This is a genomic window from Sphingomonas elodea ATCC 31461 (assembly GCF_000226955.1).
Classification (GTDB): domain Bacteria; phylum Pseudomonadota; class Alphaproteobacteria; order Sphingomonadales; family Sphingomonadaceae; genus Sphingomonas; species Sphingomonas elodea.
Genome location: NZ_AGFU01000016.1, coordinates 127043 through 146357, shown reverse-complemented (window position 1 = coordinate 146357; position 19315 = coordinate 127043). Strand labels below are relative to the sequence as shown.

General features: G+C 59.2%; 20 protein-coding genes and 1 pseudogene. 11 read left to right on the top strand and 10 right to left on the bottom strand.

Annotation, left to right across the window (positions count from 1 at the left end; genetic code table 11):
* Positions 1–287, bottom strand: a pseudogene (locus tag KK7_RS20225) (hypothetical protein); the annotation flags it as partial.
* Between the two features lie 70 nt (positions 288–357).
* Between KK7_RS20225 and KK7_RS0106320 the strand changes: the two are divergent.
* Genes KK7_RS0106320 through KK7_RS0106310 form a run of 3 tightly spaced genes read left to right on the top strand, consistent with a single transcriptional unit; the run spans position 358 to position 1453 of the window.
* Entirely contained in the window at positions 358–936 is a 579-nt protein-coding gene (locus tag KK7_RS0106320) for a hypothetical protein (RefSeq protein ID WP_237709148.1), read from the top strand.
* Entirely contained in the window at positions 936–1274 is a 339-nt protein-coding gene (locus KK7_RS0106315) for a DUF3768 domain-containing protein (protein WP_010543794.1), read from the top strand. The genes KK7_RS0106320 and KK7_RS0106315 overlap by 1 nt, the downstream gene beginning before the upstream one ends.
* The gene (locus KK7_RS0106310) at positions 1274–1453 is read left to right on the top strand and encodes a hypothetical protein (RefSeq protein ID WP_029622937.1); all 180 of its coding nucleotides are present in this window, start codon (positions 1274–1276) and stop codon (positions 1451–1453) included. The genes KK7_RS0106315 and KK7_RS0106310 overlap by 1 nt, the downstream gene beginning before the upstream one ends.
* A gap of 362 nt (positions 1454–1815) precedes the next feature.
* Here KK7_RS0106310 and KK7_RS0106305 read toward each other — a convergent pair whose 3' ends face one another.
* The 6 genes from KK7_RS0106305 to KK7_RS0106285 all read right to left on the bottom strand — a co-directional run bounded on the left by KK7_RS0106305 (position 1816) and on the right by KK7_RS0106285 (position 9591).
* Positions 1816–3093: a tyrosine-type recombinase/integrase gene (locus KK7_RS0106305; protein ID WP_202798669.1), complete on the bottom strand. Its 1278-nt coding sequence runs from the start codon at positions 3091–3093 to the stop codon at positions 1816–1818.
* Positions 3094–3489: 396 nt separating this feature from the next.
* Positions 3490–3768, bottom strand: a complete 279-nt coding sequence (locus KK7_RS22500; protein WP_010543792.1) for a helix-turn-helix transcriptional regulator — start codon at positions 3766–3768, stop codon at positions 3490–3492.
* 54 nt (positions 3769–3822) lie between these two features.
* On the bottom strand, positions 3823–5514 hold the full coding sequence (locus tag KK7_RS0106300) for a TniQ family protein (protein ID WP_010543791.1): 1692 nt from the start codon (positions 5512–5514) through the stop codon (positions 3823–3825).
* Positions 5511–6455 (bottom strand): TniB family NTP-binding protein, encoded by a 945-nt coding sequence (locus KK7_RS21485; protein WP_138983923.1) that lies wholly within the window; start codon positions 6453–6455, stop codon positions 5511–5513. Before KK7_RS21485 ends, KK7_RS0106300 begins: the two co-directional genes overlap by 4 nt.
* The gene (locus KK7_RS0106290) at positions 6452–8716 is read right to left on the bottom strand and encodes a Mu transposase C-terminal domain-containing protein (protein ID WP_010543789.1); all 2265 of its coding nucleotides are present in this window, start codon (positions 8714–8716) and stop codon (positions 6452–6454) included. Before KK7_RS0106290 ends, KK7_RS21485 begins: the two co-directional genes overlap by 4 nt.
* Complete coding sequence (locus KK7_RS0106285; RefSeq protein ID WP_138983922.1) at positions 8713–9591, bottom strand: hypothetical protein; 879 nt, start codon at positions 9589–9591, stop codon at positions 8713–8715. The genes KK7_RS0106290 and KK7_RS0106285 overlap by 4 nt, the downstream gene beginning before the upstream one ends.
* 224 nt (positions 9592–9815) lie before the next feature.
* On the opposite strand from KK7_RS0106285, the gene KK7_RS0106280 reads away from it, so the two are divergent.
* The 4 genes from KK7_RS0106280 (at position 9816) to KK7_RS0106270 (ending at position 12392) form a co-directional block, all read left to right on the top strand.
* Complete coding sequence (locus KK7_RS0106280) at positions 9816–10061, top strand: hypothetical protein (RefSeq protein WP_157999988.1); 246 nt, start codon at positions 9816–9818, stop codon at positions 10059–10061.
* A gap of 29 nt (positions 10062–10090) precedes the next feature.
* Positions 10091–10666 carry a hypothetical protein gene (locus KK7_RS22495; protein WP_138983920.1) on the top strand — a complete coding sequence of 192 codons (576 nt, stop codon included), beginning with the start codon at positions 10091–10093 and terminating at the stop codon, positions 10664–10666.
* Positions 10667–10757: 91 nt separating this feature from the next.
* Positions 10758–11330 carry a hypothetical protein gene (locus KK7_RS0106275; RefSeq protein ID WP_157999987.1) on the top strand — a complete coding sequence of 191 codons (573 nt, stop codon included), beginning with the start codon at positions 10758–10760 and terminating at the stop codon, positions 11328–11330.
* Positions 11331–11723: 393 nt separating this feature from the next.
* Complete coding sequence (locus KK7_RS0106270) at positions 11724–12392, top strand: SOS response-associated peptidase (RefSeq protein ID WP_237709147.1); 669 nt, start codon at positions 11724–11726, stop codon at positions 12390–12392.
* On the opposite strand, the gene KK7_RS0106265 is transcribed toward KK7_RS0106270, so the two are convergent.
* The 3 genes from KK7_RS0106265 to KK7_RS23675 are packed head-to-tail and all read right to left on the bottom strand — an operon-like array spanning position 12389 to position 13512.
* The gene (locus KK7_RS0106265) at positions 12389–12703 is read right to left on the bottom strand and encodes a hypothetical protein (protein WP_010543784.1); all 315 of its coding nucleotides are present in this window, start codon (positions 12701–12703) and stop codon (positions 12389–12391) included. The genes KK7_RS0106270 and KK7_RS0106265 overlap by 4 nt on opposite strands.
* Position 12704: 1 nt before the next feature.
* On the bottom strand, positions 12705–13163 hold the full coding sequence (locus tag KK7_RS0106260; RefSeq protein ID WP_010543783.1) for a hypothetical protein: 459 nt from the start codon (positions 13161–13163) through the stop codon (positions 12705–12707).
* Positions 13164–13173: 10 nt separating this feature from the next.
* On the bottom strand, positions 13174–13512 hold the full coding sequence (locus KK7_RS23675) for a hypothetical protein (RefSeq protein ID WP_337459574.1): 339 nt from the start codon (positions 13510–13512) through the stop codon (positions 13174–13176).
* Positions 13513–13906: 394 nt separating this feature from the next.
* On the opposite strand from KK7_RS23675, the gene KK7_RS0106250 reads away from it, so the two are divergent.
* The 4 genes from KK7_RS0106250 to KK7_RS0106235 all read left to right on the top strand — a co-directional run bounded on the left by KK7_RS0106250 (position 13907) and on the right by KK7_RS0106235 (position 18848).
* Entirely contained in the window at positions 13907–15298 is a 1392-nt protein-coding gene (locus KK7_RS0106250; protein ID WP_010543781.1) for a hypothetical protein, read from the top strand.
* 63 nt (positions 15299–15361) lie between these two features.
* Positions 15362–16312: a hypothetical protein gene (locus KK7_RS0106245; RefSeq protein WP_138983919.1), complete on the top strand. Its 951-nt coding sequence runs from the start codon at positions 15362–15364 to the stop codon at positions 16310–16312.
* Positions 16309–16788 carry a hypothetical protein gene (locus KK7_RS0106240; RefSeq protein ID WP_040597827.1) on the top strand — a complete coding sequence of 160 codons (480 nt, stop codon included), beginning with the start codon at positions 16309–16311 and terminating at the stop codon, positions 16786–16788. The genes KK7_RS0106245 and KK7_RS0106240 overlap by 4 nt, the downstream gene beginning before the upstream one ends.
* A complete protein-coding gene (locus KK7_RS0106235; protein WP_010543778.1) occupies positions 16785–18848 on the top strand; it encodes an AAA family ATPase in 2064 nt (687 codons plus the stop codon). Before KK7_RS0106240 ends, KK7_RS0106235 begins: the two co-directional genes overlap by 4 nt.
* Positions 18849–19315 lie beyond the last annotated feature (467 nt).

The following is a 19315-nucleotide window of genomic DNA, read 5'->3' as shown; positions in this document are numbered from 1 at the left end:
CCCAGCCGCCGAACGTGCCCATCCCCGTCGTCGTCAACACGAGCGCCCGACAGCGACGTATCCACCACCAGCGCTAGGTTCTCCCGCGTGAAGTCGTCGACGACGGCAAGGATGCGGATGCGCCGGCTGCACACCAGCGTATCGCTCACAAAGTCCAGGCTCCACCGTTGGTTCGGCCCCTGCGGGTGCGCCATCGGCGCCCGCGTACCCATCGCCCGTTTACGGCCGCGCCGACGACGCACCCGCAGATTCTCCTCGCGATACAGCCGCAGCAGTTTCTTGTGGTTGTGGCATGAAGAAACAAGTCATAGATATAAACACAGATATTCCGCCACCAACCCAAATGGCATCGAAGCCATGGTCATGTTGGCGGAATTATTTTTGGCTGAATTTATGGGCATTAACGCCAATCTTCGGTCGCTCTCACGAACGACGACATTACGGCTCTACCTGTCCGAAACCAGACAGGAGCCCGATATGTCGATCCTCAAATCCCTGAAGCTGGCCGCAGCCGCCCCGACCAACCCGACCACGTCCGAACATGCCTTCCGCGCGAAGCTGCTGGGCTATCTCGCCGAGCAGAAGGCGCTGGCGGAGGCCGAAATCGCAGGCACGCCGTTCAGCGCGACCCGGCGCGTCACCCGCACCAACGATGCGGGCGAAAAGGCGCGCGTCGATGTGCCGCGCCATGTGCGGAAGGGCTGGTTCACCGACACCAGTGGCAAGACCTTCTTCCAGCTACGCTACGGCAGCAAGCCGCTGGAGTTCGCCAAGGGGATGAACGCGGTGGAGGTGCAGGGCCTCAATGAAGTGCCTGAGATCATCACTTCCATCATGGAGGCGATCAACGCCGGCGAGCTGGACCCGCAGCTCAAGGGCGCGATCGCCCAGCGCAGGGCGAATTTCAAGCCGCGTGCGAAGAAGGCCAACGCCTGATGGCGACGGACCTGAGGCGGGCGAACATCGCCCGCCTCAACGACCATCTTCGTTTTACCGGCGAGGGCGGGTGGACCTATCTATCGCGCGGCGTGGCCGCATTGCCGATCGCCCGCAAGGATGCGGTGATACGAGCAGTTCGTCTTCTCGATGCGTTCACCTCCGACAACGATCCGCACGGGGAGCATGATTGCGCGAGTTTGTCGGCAGGTGACGACCGCATCATGTGGAAGATCGACTATCACCCGAGCGATCGCACCGGCCGGATTGAGCCCGATCCGGCCGACCCCAGCACTACCCTGCGTGTTACGACGATCATGCTGGTGGAGGAATATTGATGCGTCGCTACGATGTCCGCGACATCACCGACCAACACTACCGGGCGCTTCGCTTGCTTCTGGCAACTAACCAGGCGGAGGCGCACATCGTTGTCAGGAGCAAGCGCCCTTGGCCGCCCGCTATTTCTTATTCGCCGCGCCAACCGGATACGGCGATCGCCGGCGACGCCATCAACTGAGGCGCTCACAGGAGCGACATTATCATGTCGCCGCGCCCGATCAGTCTACCAGTCGATCGGGGGTCTCGTCACGGTTCGGGTCATGCCACCCGACAAGAACGCCAACTCGATTGCGGCCATCTACCCGGCTTGAGCGGTGTTCGCGCCACCCGATCAGTCGACCCACCCGATCTCGATATTCCTGCCGCATGTTACACCTCTTTGTGCTGAGGCTGCTCGATCAAGCGTCGTTCCACGAAAAGGGCAAGTGTGCGTGACGGGCGCGCGCCGGCCAATGAGCCCCTGTGCGGCGTCTGACAGCCTGCGGGGCGCAACGGCTAAGCAGGAGCATACGAGGCCCTGTGTGACCCCCGCACGGGCAGCTAAGCGCCCCACGAGGGGCGAAGCGCGTCCTTGAATTGCTCGACGCTGACCTGGCCATAGAACTTGTCGATCATGTCGGGGCTGGTGCCGGTATTACGTGCCAGCACGAACACGTCAACGCCGGCGCATAGCTGCTGCGAAATGTAGAAATGTCGGAAGCTGTAGGCATCGCGCTTCTTTCCGCGATGATCGGTTTTGAGGTCTGCGGCCTCGAGCAGAGCGTTCAGCCCGTTGTTGAGCGAGGTCAGCCGCCTACCGTCAGCCGCCGCAAAGACGGGATCGGTGTCGGCCGGCAAATTGTTCTGATTATAAGTTTTCCAAAGCATCCACAGCATGTCAAAGCCCGCGATCGCGCCCAGATGCGGCACGAACTCCCGTGCTTTACCCTTACCCCGCGCACGAATGCGGATATCCCGCTCTCCTACCGGCTTAGCCATGCTTTCCCGATAGTGTAAAATGTCGCCCCAGTTCAGGTTCTTCAGCTCGGTAGGGCGCATTCCCGTGTTAGCAGCGATGGTGATGTAGGCGTAAAGGATGGTTCGATCGCGGCGTACCTCTCGATTGATCTGCGGATCAGACATTCTGGCCTCGGCCAGTTTGCGGAGGTGTTCGATTTCCTTGGCTGAGAAGCTGGGGCGCGGCGAGGGCGGCACGCGGGGCGTGTCGACATCGGGTATCTGGCTCTGGTTGATGTAGCCCCACTTCGCCGCCTGGCGGAAGAGCTGCCGCAACACCACCGCTTCGCCGCGCTGGCTGCTCAGGCTGGGGATGCGCCGCATCTCCGTGGCCGGCCGCCGCACGCGCTTGCCGGCGCGGATATATTCGAGGTGGGTCTGGTCTTTGCCCGGGCCGGTCGTCCAGTATGCCTTGCGCCAAGCAATGTAACGGGTGAGGTCCGCGTCGGTAATGGCGTCGATCGGCTTTTTGTCGAAGAATGGCATGAAATAGCGTTCGACCAGCGGGCGGATGCGATCGCCGCGATCGTGGCGGACCTCGCCATCCCGCGCGAGCCGGTCCATGTGATCGCAGAACTCTTCGGCGACGGCACGGAACGTGCGTTGAACTGCCCGCAGCCCATGCTCCCTACGATATTGCGCCTCGTGCCAGAGCTTCATCGCGACGCGGTGCGCTTCGGCTTCGTCCGAGGTGCCGAGTGATTTTCGTATTTGGCCTTCGCCGCGGACGCTGAAGCGCATCCACCAGACGGTGCTTCCTGGCCGCTGAAAGATCGTAAAAGGCTGTTTTCCGGCAATCCGGCTCAATTCCATGCGTGACATGCCCCGACATCGTAGCGCGCGCCCGTGTGCGGACTGCGCTGGCTGTGCTTGAAATGTGCTAGAACAGCCCCTCCCGGCGATAGCCGCAGAAGGTTAACGTCTTGAGATTGCTGAGAGGGCGGAAATCCGTGTGCTAGCACTGTGCTAGCGTAGCTCCAGCTCAGGGCTAGAGCGAGAGCCTAGTGTCGCCGTGCCCATAAGAGGTCAACTTGGCTCGGCGTGTCCCTCAGGGCTGCAAGCCCTCGGGTGTGCGCAATGGGTCAACTTTGCGAGCATAAGCGGTCATTTCAGAGCGGTCAGCGCGCATAAGCCGTCGTTTTGCCGGATGGGAGCTACAAAAAATGCCGGCGGGAAGCCGGCTTGTTTGAATACGCGCTGATCCGAGACCCGAGGCTGTCAGGAGGGATCGTCAGGCGCAGCGGCAACCCCATTCGCTCGATCGTACCCTTCCTGTAGTTTTTTCAGCAGTTCCGGATTGACCCCAAAGGCCAGCTCCCATTTGGCAGCGATTTCCGGCGTTAAACGCAAGCTTCCTTGAAGGAACGTCGCCACATCAGCTTCTGGCTGGTCCAACGCGCGAGCAAGCTCACCAATATCAAGGCCGTTTTCCTTCACCACCGCGTCTGCAAGCCATGGACCTGGATGAGAGAAAATGGATTGATGTGGCTTGATCATTTTCGATCCTAAACTCGCGACAGTATCAAGTTACGATATTGCGGTAAAAGACGTTTAGCTGCGGTAAGTTCTCTGTACGTAGGTCATGGCGTCAACGATGCTGTACATATTCTGTATCATCTGCCGTCCATAGTATCTGCGGACGTCAACCCTGTGTCTGATGGTCGGCTCAGCAGCGAAGTCGATGATCGGAAGGCCCTTGAAACGTTCGTCCAGCAGGGCCTGAAGTTGGCCCGATCGACAGAAGGTGTCATGTCTCTGTGCCCGTTCCAATTTCCGGTGGAGCGAGCGCCGCTCCGTCCTGGCGGACGTCGCCGCGCGGCGATTGCGTTCGAGGAAGTCGTCTGCAGATATCACGATGGAGGCCAAGCCGGTTAGGCCGTCCTCGTTGGCCTTTCGTACGCGGATATCGCCACGGAGGATGTCACGGATCGCGTCCGAGCGCTTGTAGTGCTTGTGATACAGAAAGCGGCTGCGCCAATCTTCCACGGACATGCCTCGATCGAAATGGCTACACTTCAGGTTTGCAATGCGTTCGACGGTGGCATCGACGGAGTTCAAGCTGACGGACCCGCCTATCATCTGGACGGCACCAGCTTCTGCCCAAGTGCGGATAGCAAGCGGGTGTCCAGCCTGGCCTTCCAGCTTTCGCAACGCATCCGCCATGTCGATGGCGACGTCCTCGGCAGCGGCAATCTTGGGTCGACGTCTCGCGTCGATGTAGATGCCGCGCTCCCGGAAGAGCCAAGCGCCCAAGGCATCGTCGATCAGGCGAATGCTCTCTCCATCAGAGGTCTTGATGCCACCGAGTAGCCGGTAGCCCAGCCGCGTCGCGAATATCGAGTGAATGGGGTGGTTGGTGGCAGGCGAGGGGTTGCGATCGGCGAGGGCCGTGAAGATCTGCTCGAGGCCTTGGGGCCAGGTGTTGATTACGTCGTAGGCGGCGCTCATCGCGCGAGCAGCGTCAACGCAGGACGCGGTGTTGTTGAACGCCACGCCATTGTACAACCGGTCTGTCAGCCCGACAGGTTCGTCGTCCTGATCATCGGATGCGATCGTCCCGATTTTCGAGATGACGGTTAGAAGGGCGTCTAGGCTCAGGGCTTTGAACTCCTCCGGCACCGTCCCCGCGTTGCACGTTGCGTTTTCTTGCCCAGGGGGTGTCAGCAGGCGCTTGGTGATGAGCTCTGACATGCGCACCGCTCCGTCCGGAGCACTCGCAGCCGCCATGTCCGTCATCTCCTTGCCGCAAGCGCAGGCCCACGCCTTGGTCTTGAGCGCTTGTTCAATGGGCCGGCCGCAGTCGTCACAAGCCTCAACGAGCATGGTGCCGTGCTTGGGGCAGGCGCAAACCTGGAGGATCTGCCAGGCCTGATGATGGATTCGCTGCTCAGGCGGCCCATCTTCCGAGAGGCAGTCGGGGCAGAAGCGTAGCGTCTGCGTCCTCAGATACGAAGCATTGATCAGGTGGCCCATGATGAGCGCGGAGCAGCCTCTGCGAACGCCATCGCGGCCAGTCCAGCGCATGGAAGCCAATGCTTCTGGTGCCAGCCCTGCCAGCTCGGCCATGCTGGCGAACTTCCTGGGCGTGCTGCCCGGGACAACCTCCATGAGTCCGGTTGCTTTGCGAAAGGCGCCAAGGCTCTGGTAGCGGGTGCACGCGGCGAACCGGCGCTCGAAGCCGTAAATGCTTTCACCGTGGACGGGGATCGGGCGGCGAGGGAAGGGGGTCGCTACCGCGGTCATTTGAACAGGCCATTACGGTCGAACGGGTTTCCTCGAACTGCGGATGCTTTCGGGAGGATCTCATAGCCGGCTGCCAGGTCGTCCCAGGTTATCAATTTCCCACCTACGGAAAGCGCCCGCCTTACCGCGCGGTGGAGAATCTTGCGCAGGTCTCTCAGATTGCCGCCAGTACACATGAAGAGGTGCCGAGCAGTTTCCTCTTCTGAAAGATCGGATCGCTCGTTGAACGGAAGCTGCTTATCGATCTTTGCGAGTAAGGCTCTCCATGCAAAGCGGCTATCCTTGTTTTCCCAATCATAAGCCATGAGGATTGTTGGTTTCTCGGTTAAGCTATGAAGTTGCGCGTCGGCCTGGATTATCTGAACCGTCTCCGGCATCCCGGAGAGTACGAAAGGTATATTCGTCGTTTTCACAATATCCTTTAGCCAATCGGCAACTTCGCTCCTTCCTTTTATACCTTCGTTTCGAACATGCTGAAACTCGTCTGCGATTACCAACTCCGTCTTGAGGTCTATCAGCATTTCCTTGATGCGGTGCGTCAGCGTGGTGCGGCTGCCGCGTGCAGCGCCCGGGCCCGCAAGGGCTTTCAGAAAAGTCTCTGCGGCGCCCTTCAGCGTGGGGCTTGGCGGGAAAGAAATGTATATCACGGGCCGGGTGATCGTGATCACATTGCCTTCGACAAGTCGTTGTGGCGGATGCTCTTCGGCGTACCGCTTCAAAAACGTGCTTTTGCCAACGCCTTGCTCACCGACAATTACGAGGCACATGGCGTCCGCTCCCTCTCTCGTTCCGTCTCGTAGTTCCTGCATCGCGATCAAAAATTCATCAGTGAAGCCTCGTGGTACAAAGATGCAGTTCGCAGCTTCCCGCCGCTTTGCGACTGGTACGGCCTCCCAGTCGATGACAGACGCAGAGGTTGAAGGAGCATTGATCCCGGTCACGCTTTGACCTCATCACTGTAAAAGTCGAAACCATCGTCGAGCCCATCAGAAACAACTCGCGGAGTGATTGTCCGGCTATTGCTTGATGTACGATTGGATGTTCTGGATGCCCTCGCATACGGGTCACTCTTACTGCCTGCCTCCCCCTGAGCCGCAAGATCGAATGGCCTTCGCGAGGATTTGTTGGTGCGGTGCTTCTCTGCGACTCTCTGCTCGCATTCTCTTTGTGCATCGATAGTTAATCGCTGCCGGTGATCCTCGAAGCTGCCGACGGGAGTCGTGCGGACGCTGTCGCCATACGGTGCAATGCCGCCGATTTGCCGAATGCGAGCAATGCGCGTCATTCGTCGGACTTTTGCTGATCCGGGCGCATCGCGGTCTAGATCCGCGAGGAGCTTGGCCTTGGCAGCGTCAAGGGCTGCCAGATCCACAGCGGTCATCGCTGCATCTCGAGACATCTTTACGATCGATGTGTGAGCCCAGACGGATAGGCCGCGGGCGTAGTCCTGTGCACGCGCTTCGATCGGAACGCGTAGGTGCATCGATTCTTGGCCGCGAGAATGCGGAAGATAGACGTTGATATGGTCGATGTTGGACGGGTCGTAGCGGAAGCGAACAACTACATCGCCGCGTGCACTCCTCGACTCCTTCAAAAACTCAGGGTTCGACAGGAGCGCCATCAGGGTTGGCGAAGTATAAAAAAGATGCCGCCAACGGATGCCGTCTCGTCGCAGAACTCGCTGCTCAATCCTGCCGAAAAGCGGAAGGAGCTTGTCGATATTCTCCACCTGCCGCGGCTTGTGACTGGCTATCTTCGAATTCCAGAGCCGCAAAGGCACGTCTTTCACGCCGTGATGATAACGGCGCATGTAGATGTCGACGAGCCACTGGTGAGTTTTCTCCAGCAGCTCCTCATACGTGATGATGGCATTGCGTTTTGAGTCGTAGTCATCGCGCGCGACTACGTTCGAGAACGTCGTGCCGCGTTGTTCCTGCAGGAGGTTGCGATTGAGGGTGCCGAGCATGCGCTCGATACCACCCTTCAGGCGGCCCTTGCGGCCCGCCTTCGCCTCTATCTCCTTGATCGGCAAGTCGACGCCGAGGGCCCGCATATCGTGGTTGATGTTCTCGGCACCGCGGTCGACCGAAAGTTTCACCGGGCGGCCAAAGGTTGGCCACGAGCCCTCGATGTCCCAGATTCCAGCATCTGCGTAGATCCGGACATAGTTCTTCGGCAGCATGCCGTTGCGCATGCACTGCATCACCGTGTGCACACTGGGGGGATCGAAGCCGATATGCATTCCCCATGGCATTGCGGTACACCTATCCGTGCCCAGCACGATCGTCGGTCGTCCGAGCGGTGCACCTGTTAGGCTGTCGACCACGAACAGGTCGCACGTCGTGTGATCGAGCTCGATCTCATCCAGCGGCTGTTCGGGGCGGGACCGATACTGGACCGGCCCGACGGCATCATATGCCCTATCGGCTCCATAGCGCCGCCGGATCACTTCCTCTCGGGGCAGGCTGGCTATCGCAGCCTCTACAGCCTTGCGCCCCGGGACCCTGAGCCAGTCTGCGGGTGCACGCGTCTCATTGGCGAGCCGAACCCTATGACGGGACACGGCAAGGGCTGCTTCCGCCGACCTGCGTTCTGGGGTTAGGTAAAGTTCGTCCAAGACACGGTGGATGATCTGCGCGACTTCAAACGAGACGCGCGATGTTCGGTTTCCCTTGAACCCATGTTGCGGGACATAGTCGGCCAGCGTGGTCTCAGATCGCAGCCGACCACCGCCGGCCGCCCGGCTATCGCCCTTTTTCAGCCAACGCTTAACGAGATACACCGCCGGCGGGCTCGGATCGAAGATCCGCGCCGCAACATGCGAAATAGCCTCCTGAACCAATGGGGTTGCAGGGCGGTAGGTTAGCTGCCGAGCCTTTAGTTCGTCCGTGTACGCCATCGCTCGTCGCGCATCTTCGACGTCCACCTTGGAGATGACACCAAGGTCAGCGGTTGCAGCCGCATATGCCTGCTCTTTGGCAGAAGCGTTCCCACGAACGATCCTTGCCTCTCCAGCGGCGATCAGGCCCGCGAGATCCTCATCCGTCAGGGTTAGTAGTTCTGCCGTTCGCGGATCGACGAAATCCAGATGTGCATCCCGGCGCCGGGAGAGACACCACGTCGCTCCCTTGCATTGAATGCGGTCTTCCACGGTGATGTCGAAGCGCGGCGTCAGCGGCACGAGGTTCGCAAGGTCGTTCACTGGGCTGGACCTCGAAGCTTGACGGCGCAGAAGGGTGTCGGTTGAGGAACGACTGAAGAGCGACGGATGGCCTCCTCGACCGTGCAAAACGGTAGCGTGCGGCCGCGTTCAGGACCTGAGTTGCGGTTCCAGAGAAGGCTGTCCCGAGTGAGTTTCTCACGCACGTCAAAATGAATGAGGCCGCCCGCAATCATTGCGAGCAGGTCCTGCCAGGGGGTGGCAGCTCCCTGACGTCCAGCTGGGGGTGCAGCCCGTTTCATCACTTCTGCAGCAGAGAGGGGCCCATGGTCCAGGACCGCTTGGGTGCGCAACCGGAGATCCAGGCCAATCTCCTCCAGCGGGACCAGCGCTCGCCACAACAGATCGGTGTTTGAGCGCAAGGGCTCGGCCATCAGGGCGCTCTCGAGCGTCACACTGTAGCGCCAACCAGGATGACGCTCGACCTCGTCCCGGATCGCCAAAAGCTCTAATTTGATCTCGCTTTTCTGGCACTCGGCGTCCTGCTTCGTCTCGTGAAGTTCGGCGCGCCCGTCGATGAGAACTGCGAAATCCGGTGCGCGGCGACGTATCCTGCCCTCTTCCATAACCCGCAGCCAGGTCGGCTGAGCGCGCACAATGGACGCGAGTGGTTCGAGCTGCGCCACTTTCAGGAATCGCGTTTCGGAATGCGACTCTGAGACACGCATACCTAAGGGCAGTGTGGAGAAGACGAGAGAGGTGTTCCTGCGGCGGCCGCGAGTATGAACACGTCGCACGGCTTGTTCGCTGACCGCGATGCCGCTCGGCCAAGCACCACCCCTCAGTTTGAGGAATTCTTCACTCGCTTTGGCCTCATGCGAGTGAGGCCAGCTATTTTCGTCGTTGCTGATTGGCACCTACGCCCTCGATCACTGTTCGATCGAGATATGCAGTGTCATCTAAGTCAAATCAAGACCAGTGAAAGTAACAGTCGATAAAGAGATGTCAATTTTGCCTAACATGTCGGCGTGCCAAATCGATCCACCCAAAAAGTGATGTCATAAAACCTCAAGTTGACTCGAGGAAGCTTTGAATACTATTTTCATTGTGGACGATCGGGGCGTTTCGATCTGCGCAGGCGGTGGATTATATGGTGAAAGCGAACTTGAGGGTGCGGATATCGATGATCGGCTCCCCGCAGGTTTTGATCGTCGAGGTTGCGGTCTGCGGATTGGATGAGCTCGCGGCCGCATTGGAACGTGGCCGCTGGCTCTACGGCCGCTTGGTGGAGGTGGATGGCGAGCAAGTGAGCCTGTTAGCTGCATTGCCAACCAGCCGGCTGCAGCTGCTGCTTTTGGAGCACCACGTTGACGGTTGCACTTGGTGAGGCTCAATCTTGAATTTAGGAGTGATTAATTGACACATAAATTCGTAGTAACTCAAGGCGATGTCACTAGAAGGCACTACCAACAATTGGATAGTTCAAAAACTGAAGACAGAATGAATTTTTACGACGAGTATAGGAAGCTTAATCTGGCTAGTTCCTCCGCTGACTACATTGGGACCGCAATCGGAGTGATGGCTTTTAGCGATGTCGCAAAATTTGGGATATCTGCGGCTACCGTGGCAAAATACATCGGGGGCCTCCGAAACTTTGCTCTAACGGAGCTTGGTGTGGATATTTTAAACTGGAAATTCGAGGGAGAGGCGGAGGAAGTCGCCGATTATCGGGGTTGGATTAGTGATGGAAATGAGGCCGTACGTAAACGTAAGGTCCAGGAACTTCTTGGTATATCGGAAAGGGTGATTTACCGGTATATAATCATAGAAAGTGATCTCTCAATTTCCACACAAAATAACATAGAGGAACGATTTGAGGCTGGAGGGTATCGAATTTCTATTGTGCTGGATGCGCTTGCATACGCTAACAACATAAAGAAGCACCGACCTGGAGTATTGTTTTCGATCGCAACTGAGGAGAAGTCCAATTAATTTCAGCGGAGTATCTGACAAATTGTTTGGGCACCTAGGTGTCGAGCTCATCGGTTCGCCAGATATCAAGTGGTGGCCCGTCTCGCGTCGAGTGGCGTTCCAGCTAGAAAGTGGGTTGTCTTCTGAGCGACGCTCTTCTGGGTGGTTGTCTGTAGAGACGATGGATCATCGCTTGCTGTTCCTAAATCCCACAAAATGCCTCAGTATTTTACTGTCGGACGAGGCAGAATCCTGGCCGGAAGTCGGGACTGGCTGTGAGCTCGGGATTAGCGACAGCGGTGAATTGTCGGCCAAGCTGTTTCAGCGGATGGCGGATTGGGCGGATGGCGAAGGTTATTTCGAAGAAAATTATACCGCTAGAGAGAAAAAGGAGGCGCTTGCGGCTATTGAAGGTCTGGGGCTTTTAGAAAGCCCCGCCGAACTCCGCGCTTTGCTCCGGCAAACTGTCATCCATTATGAAAATGGGAAGACAAAAAATTACGAAGCCGACCGGGCTGATTTGCTTGCAGTGTCCGCAAGTGAGTGGGAGCTTAGCACAAACGTAGTCAGAATATCGCACGCAGAAGGTTGCGCGCGCTATTTCTCTCTCGAAAAGTTGTGCTTGATAGATATTCCGTTAATTGAGATCCAGGCCGCGCAGTCGGAGATCGGCGGACGCGCATGACCCGGAAGCAATTGCATAGCAGGTTTGGTTCACTAAACTGGGTTGAAATCCTGCCACAGCGCCCTGCGAGAGAGATCGTTGCAGAGAAGATGCTCGCACGGAAAGCGCACAACCGCGAAGCCATGCTGGTGAGGGGGCGTTTCGCAAGCCAAGCCGAGTTGGTGAACTTCCTCAATGGTGAGTTGGCAAAGGGAGATCGATTGCACTCAGAGATTGCGGCGGAAGCTCACGTGGAAACCTCGACACTAACGTATTTGATTTACGTAGGGAAAGTTCAGAAACCACAATCTGGGACCAGCCTCAGGCGAGGGCGGCGGAGCTCCAACACTGAGCCGAATGTAGCGAACTGCAGGAAAGCCAATCCTACACCATAGGACTTGCGTTGCAGCTCGCTTGGCTTCGACCTACGCTGCGGCCATGTGCAACCTCTACCAGCTTCGGAAGAGCGCGGCCGAAGTCGCCGCGCATTTCGGCGTCGACAGCCCTGTGCAGTCCAACGCGGGCGAGGAAGTCTATCCCGGCTATCCCGGCATGGTGGTGCGCGAGGAAGCCGGCGCGCGCGTACTGCAGTCGATGGTCTGGGGATTTCCGCTCCGGCTCAAGGGTATGAGCCCGAGCGCCAAGCCGAAGCCGGTCAACAACATTGCGGATCTCACCAAGCCGATGTGGGTCGGGCTGGCACGCAAGCCGGAATGGCGCTGCCTCATCCCACTGACCGGCTTTGCCGAAGCAGAGGGGGCCAAGGGATCGAAGACGCGGACCTGGTTCAGCGTCAAGGGCTCCCCGCTCTTCGCCTGGGCGGGCCTGTGGCGCGACAGCGCCGAATGGGGGCCGGTCTATTCCGGCGTCATGACCGACTGCAATGAAGCGATCCGCCCGGTGCATGACCGCATGCCGGTGCTGCTCCACCGCGACGACCATGATCGCTGGCTGCACGGCAGCTTCGACGACATTCTCGGATTCCAGGCGCGCTGCTTCCCCGATGACCTGATCGTCACGGAGCGGACCCGCGAGCCTTGGGTGAAACGCAAAGGCGCCGTCGAACAGGCGGCCCTGTTCTAGGCGCGAAACCGGCTGACCGCCCGCCGCCATTCGACATCGCTCGGGAGCGGCAGGTTGGTGATCGTCGGCGGATCGCGGGTCAGGCTGATCGTCGTGCCGCGCCGCCAACATCGCGAACATCGGAGGCGAGCACCCACTTCGGCGAGCAGGCCCGGCCATTGCCGGCGCTCGAACAGCCGCCAGAGCGCCGCCGCGTGGAAGACGCCGATGTGCCCGCACCCCGCACAGGCTGCCCGGACCGAACGATGGAACGCCGCAGCTTCGAACAGCGTCCGGGGCACCTGCCCGCCATCTGCATCGTAGCGTGCCATGTCAGCCAACCAGGCGCAGGCAGGGACCTGCCGCGGCGGGCGCAGGATGCAGGCCGAGCGCAGGCACCTGATCCTGTGGTACCACCCGGATGAGGGCGTCCGGCCAGGTAGGGAACATCGCGCGCACCTTGGCAGAGAGCAGGGTCGCTGCAGGTACATCCATCAGCAGCGTCGCGTCATAGCCACACCACAGTTCCGGCGGGATACGGCCCAGGCGGTACTTGCCGGCGACAACCAGCACCGCTGGAGGGTGCAACTCGCATCTCCCCGCAATGAAGCGTGCCAGGCATAGCGGCCGTTGCGCCGCCTTCCAGGTCTCGAACTCCGCAGCGGAATTGACCTGCCCCAGGCGATGCCCCTCGACCCTGCCCAAATGGATCAGCCACCCGCCATAGGAGAAGGTTTCGAGTTCGATCGGCCAGCGATGTGCCAGCCAGTTGGTCCGTTCGATCGCATCCATCGCGCTGGCGTCAGGCGTGCACCTGTTCGGCGAACAGGTTCGGTTGCACCGCGCGATCGTGCAGCGCCCGACGGGCCTGCAGCGCCGCGCCAACGGCCTGGCGATAGTGGATGGTCCTGAATCGCTCCGCCTCGTCGAAGCCGAACGGCGCCCATTCGTCGCTCGGATAGCAGGCATCGTAGATCGCACGCGCCGCAGCGCGCAACTGGAGGTCATGCTCCATGCCGAAGCTCCCAATGACATCGAATCGCTGCATCAGCAGCGAGGCGTCAGCTAGAACAAAAAAAGAACAAATAGCAAGGGCGTCGGATTGCTGAGGGCACCTGGACAGGTTGCGGCCGAGTGCCACGTCAGGAGTTCTGAGGCGCAAATTCGCATGGAAAACCCTGGGCCTCGAGTTTGAGCGAGGGGAGGTCTTGGCACTTTGCTGCCGTTCAGAGGCGACGCGCGGAACGGCATCTCTCGTCTGGAGCAGACATTCAAAGTTTGCCTGAGCGGCGTTGCATAGCGACGAAAGCTGGGTCGCAAGCGGACTGGCGGCTGTCGGCAGCTGTACAGGCCAGAGCGGACGTCTCTTCGCAGTGATCGCGCGGCCGGATACGCCCTTGTCCGAATGCCAGAGTTGCCAACGGATGCCGCTATCGCCCTTGATTGCCGTTCGGGCGCCCGATAAGAATTGCCGCTTCTTCTTTGTCTCAGCCTCTCTCGTGCAAATACCGACGTCATAGAAGCAGGATCGCGGGTTGTTCGAAAGACTCAGAAACTGGATCGCTGACAAGTTGCGTGTCGAGATGCCGGCAACCGCGGCGCATGACGATGAAATCAACCGCGAGCTGCGCACGCTCGATCACTGGCGCGGTAAGCTGTCTGGACTGCCTCGCACGATTGAGTGCAGCGTGATCGAGCTTTTGAGCGGCGACAGCCACGAGCCCTATTTTACCGGCCCTGGGCGGATCGAGATCCGGTCCGAGACCGAGATTCGCTTCTTCGTTTACGGGACGGCCGAGAATGGCCCGGCGGCGTTCCGCAAGCTAATCAAGGCGCGCGAGCATCCCTATGACCCGCTCGAGCAGTTTCAGGTTCACGCGACCGACTATCAGGGCGTCGAATGGGCCGGGGGTTGGAGCGCCGTCGATTATTTCGATGACGCCAAGGAGGGATGGCCGCTGACGGGCGAATTACAGGGGCTGACGACCCTTGCTACCGGACCATGGGTGTCAAAGCGGAGCAGCGTCGAGCTGCTGCTGATTCCTTCGATCGACCTGCCGACGACCAAGACTCTCGTCACCATCTCGCGCATTGGCGACCGAAAAGTCCGCTCAATTTGGGAAGCAGGTGAGCACAGTGTCTCGCTGCTCGGCACGACCATCCACTTCACCTATGAGCAGGGCGGCGAGGCGCTCTGGATCACGGCCGAGACGAGCCCGCAGCTGAAGCACCCTTTTGCCGAGAACTGGCTAACCGAGCCGCTGCGCATATTGCTCGGCATCACGGTCTACCCGCGCATGGTCGCGCGGAACCTGGGTGACGGAACCGCGCATGTCTGGCTGAGGTCGGCACCGACAACGCGGGAGCCGTCCGCGATCGGGCTGTTGCAGCCGTTCGCACTCGAGGGCGGCCGCCGCGAAGCCTTCTGGAAGCTTTACGCTGACATCCTGACTATGATCGCGAAGGCGGGTAGTTTCGAGGCTCATCCGCTTACACATTTGTATGTCGAGCTGGCCCATGCGCAGCACGGCTCTCGCTGGGTGATCACTTTGACGCTGGCCAGCACGGTGGAGGCTTTGGCCGGGACGTTAATGACCGCCGAGGACCGCAAGCCGGAATTCTCCGATGCGTTGCTTCGATCGATGAAGACGCATTTGCGGGCGTGGAAGGACGACATCGGCCTGCGGGATCGCTTGCTCAACAATCTCGGCTTGGTCAGCAAGCGCAGCATCCTGGCCTTTATGCGCGGGCTGGCGGCGCGGGGCGTCGTCAATCCGGACCATGTCCAAACTTGGTCGAAGGTCCGAAACTCGGTCATGCATGGCGAGATGGTCGAGCCGTGGTCGAGCGAGGAAGGCGACGCCAGGATGAAGGAATTGCTACAGCTGGTGCATGCCTTGAGCCGCGCCCGCATCGCAAAGGGTTGAGCGGTTACCCCGTTGGGCAGGGCTCAAGACCTAATCCGCGCGTTTCCAGTTGCAGCGAGACGTGTGTTCCGTAATTCTCTTCTTTTGGGGGAAGGCATGGCAACTCGGCGAGAATGGAAGGGAAAGGAGTGGCAGGAATTTGCGCTACAGCTCGTCCAGCGCCGTCATGGTGCTGAGAATATCCAGGTCGTCCCAGACAAGGTAAAGGGCGACGCCGGACTCGAGTTCTTCACGACCTGCGGTTGCCTTTACCAATGTTACGCGCCCGAAGAGGCGTCGAACGTCGCCAAGGCTGCCAGCGCCATGAAGGCCAAAGCTGGTCGCGACTTGCCGAAGCTTGAAAAAAATAGGGAAACGATCAAGAAACTGCTTGCGGGAACGATGGCCCGGCGGTGGATCCTTCTCTGTCCTTTCCTGGACAATAAGGATGTGGTTGCATCCATCCGTGCGCGCGGCCTCGCGATTAAGGCAGGCGGCCTATCCTTTCTGACCACGGACTTTGAGGCCCTCTGCCACTCTCAAGAGGATTTTCAGGCTGAGCTAGAGCAGCTGAGGGCTATGTCGTTGGGCTTGCCGCTAAGTATCGTTTCGCCGACCGACCAGCAGGTGAAAGATGCTGGCGATACGGAAATTGGCGCACGCATTGATGACAAGCTCGGTCGGGCATTTGGCTCGACAGCGTCTGCCCAGCAGGTTGCAGTCCAGCGCGATCAATTTGTGAAGGCGCACCTCCATCGTGAGAATGCGCTTCAACAGTTGCGTGAGAATCACGCTGTCCTCTGGGAACGCGCGTTCGAAACGATTGAGGCAGAAGAGGCTCGGCTTATAGCCTTCGGCGCGACCTCCACCCTGCCGGGCCAGCAACTTCAAGAGAGCATGAGCAGAATGGAAACCTCCCTTGCGGAGGCGCTGCCGACGCTCAATCCAGGACTTCGCACTCGCATCGCGCATGGAACGATCAGCGACTGGCTGATCCGTTGTCCGCTGGATTTTCCGGAAGAGGGTGCGTCTTGAGCAGCTCCGAATTCTCGCACACCCGTTTTTCCTTCAAGCGGCGGCCGACGCCTGTGCCCGGAGACATGCGCATCACTTGGCGCGTATCGCTTATCCTATTGATGCTAGCGGGCTCGCGATCGGCTCGCGCCTCGCTGGCGAAACTTCACATTTTAAACGATGCGATCCGGTCAAATCAGATCAGCACACTGCGAGATGCGATCGATGCCGATACAAAGATCCTGCCCTGGAACTTGCGGGTCGAACCCGCCTTCGCGCGCGCGATCGACTTCGTTGTCGGTGAGCGGCTTGCAGAATGGACCAAGGCTGGTGGGCGAGCCTCATTGCAGCTGACCCAGGCGGGCCTGACCGCGGTCGGAGAGATTGAGAAAATTGAGGACGCTCTGGAGCAGGAACGGGCGATCATCTCCGAGCATGCCAAAAAGCTGACAGAGATTCGCGTTTCTGCGCTCCTCGGGGAAAGGACCGCAGCGTGATTCGACTTCGCCACCTGCGCCTGCGCTCCTTCACTGCGGACCAGTCGTTCCAGGCAGACATTCCTTTTGATGCCGGCCTCAACATTATCCAGGCACCAAATACCTCGGGCAAATCGACGTGCTTGCAGGCGGTGATCTACGTGCTGGGCCTTGAGCGGTCGTTAGGTCCACAACTGGCTATTCCGCTGCCATATGCGATGCGGGAACGCATCCATGCGGCTGAGAACACGCCATATGAAATGGTCCTGCAATCGTTCGTCGAACTGGAGTTAGAGAACGATCGCGGCGAGATCATTGTCCTCCATCGCGATGTCGTCGGCGGAAAGGACACAAAGCTAATCCAGGCCACATTCGGGCCGTCATTGACTGAAGGCGCAGCGCGCACGCGGCAGCGCGATTTCTACGTGCTCGATAGCGGATCGGCGGTTCGGGAGGATGGGTTCCACTTCTTCCTCGCATCGTTTCTGGGTTGGAACCTGCCGATCGTGGCGCGCTTCGACGGTGCTGAATGTCCACTATATCTCGAAGCCATCTTTCCGATGCTATTCGTCGAGCAGAAGCGAGGTTGGTCCACAATCCAAGGACCATTCCCGACCTTCTTCCGTATTCAGGATATCGCGCGCAGAGTGATGGAGTTCCTCCTCAATCTGGACGTCGCGCAATTTCGGCGCCAGCGGTCCGAATTAAGGAACGCCATCGCGGAGCTCAACAATCGATGGACCCAAGAGCGTAGCAAGCTCGCTGAGGCTGCAGCTAGGATCGGCCGAATTCGAGGTCTGCCGCAGCAACCAAACGCGGAATTCGCGCTGCAGCCGGAAATAGACTTGCAGCTCTTCCATGAGGGCGAATGGGTCCGGCTTTCAACGCTTGTCGCCGAAATCGATGAGCGCATCGCGGAGCTGGAAGCGGCGCAGATGGAAACGGTCGACAATGTCGCACCGCAGATTGAAGCCCGAATCGTGCTCCTGCGTGAGCAGATAGATACCGAGACAGCAGTTCTCGAAACCGTTCGTAGCGAATATGCATCCGAGGTTCAGGAGAGCCAAGCTCTCACCGCAAGAGTTCGAGGGCTTGAAGTCGACCTTCGCCGCAACCAGGACGCCCAAAAGTTACAGCGGCTCGGGTCGGAATTAGGCAAGGCGTCGTCCGAGCACGTCTGCCCGACCTGCCATCAAGACGTCAGCAACGAGTTGCTTCCCACGGTCGATGCATTGGGCATGGCGCTCGACGAGAATGTCGCGTTCGTTAAGTCGCAGCTTGAGTTATACCGGTCCGGCCTGGGCGCCTCGTCCGAGCGGTTGCAGGAGATTGCTGGCCGATATCGTGGTGTCGAGCGGAATCTCCACGACAAGCAGCAGGAGCTACGGACTCTCCGTCAGGAACTGCTCCGTCCCGGGTCGTCACCGTCGCGCGCGGTCATCGAGAATCTCGTTCGGCAGCAGAATTTCCTGAGCCAGTTGCGTAGCATAGACGACGTTGCCATTTCACTGCTCGACGATCTGCAAGCGATTGCCGAGCGATGGGCAAAAGCCAGCGACGCCTTGCGCAAGCTGCCCGACGACAATCTGACCGCGACTGATTTGAAGAAGGTCGATCTTCTCACAGTCAAGGTCATCGAGCAGTTGACAGCCTACGGGTTTCGGTCTTTCCAGCCCGCGGAGATTGCGCTTTCGACAGACAATTTCCGCCCCTTGGTCCGGGAACGCGAAGGCACCGAGATCGTCGAAAAGGAAATCAATTTCGAGGTCTCAGCAAGCGACGCGATCCGCCTGAAATGGGCTTATCTGCTTGCCACGTTCGAGCTCCAGCAGAATCATCCGACAAATCATCCAGGGCTGCTAATATTTGATGAACCTGGGCAGCAGGAGATTGACTCAGGCAGTCTGTTTGCCTTCCTGAAGCGAGCTGCGGCCGCTGCGCAAGCCGGAGGCCAAGTCATCGTTTCAACTTCCGAGCCATTGCCGCTGGTGCAACTGGAGATGACTCAGCGTGCCCACATCATCGATTTCCCAGGCTTCATTCTGCAGCCAGTGCCAAACGGGCACGACGACGAATTTTGAAGAGATGTTGGGGTAGCGTCGTCTCCACCAGTATCTGCGCGGGCCCACAGCAGAGATGATGCCGCGCCCGCGCAGTTCCGCCAATCAACCAAGACTGAAAGACCGCTTTCGGGATCAAGCTTAAGGCCATGTAATGGCTGAGATTAGCGCGCCTTCCTGCCGGTCCGCTCCGGAGTGCTGCATCGGCAGCTTCTGTCAGGAGCAAACGTTCGCGGGGACTGATGCGAGCGACCGGGTCTGGTCAATATCCGCATCAGTTTGGCGAGGCGGCACATCTGCGTCGAGGGCTGTCGTTTACGAGCCATGCTACCATGTCAATATATGTAAATTTATCAGTCAAGCGCATGTGCCGCGTCGATTGCGTCAGCGATCCTCGCCGACGCCAACGGAGCGATCACTCGCTTGTTTGCACACGCTTGGGGTGGAGTTTCCGCGGCATGCTCAATTCTTTCGGCGCCTCGCACAAG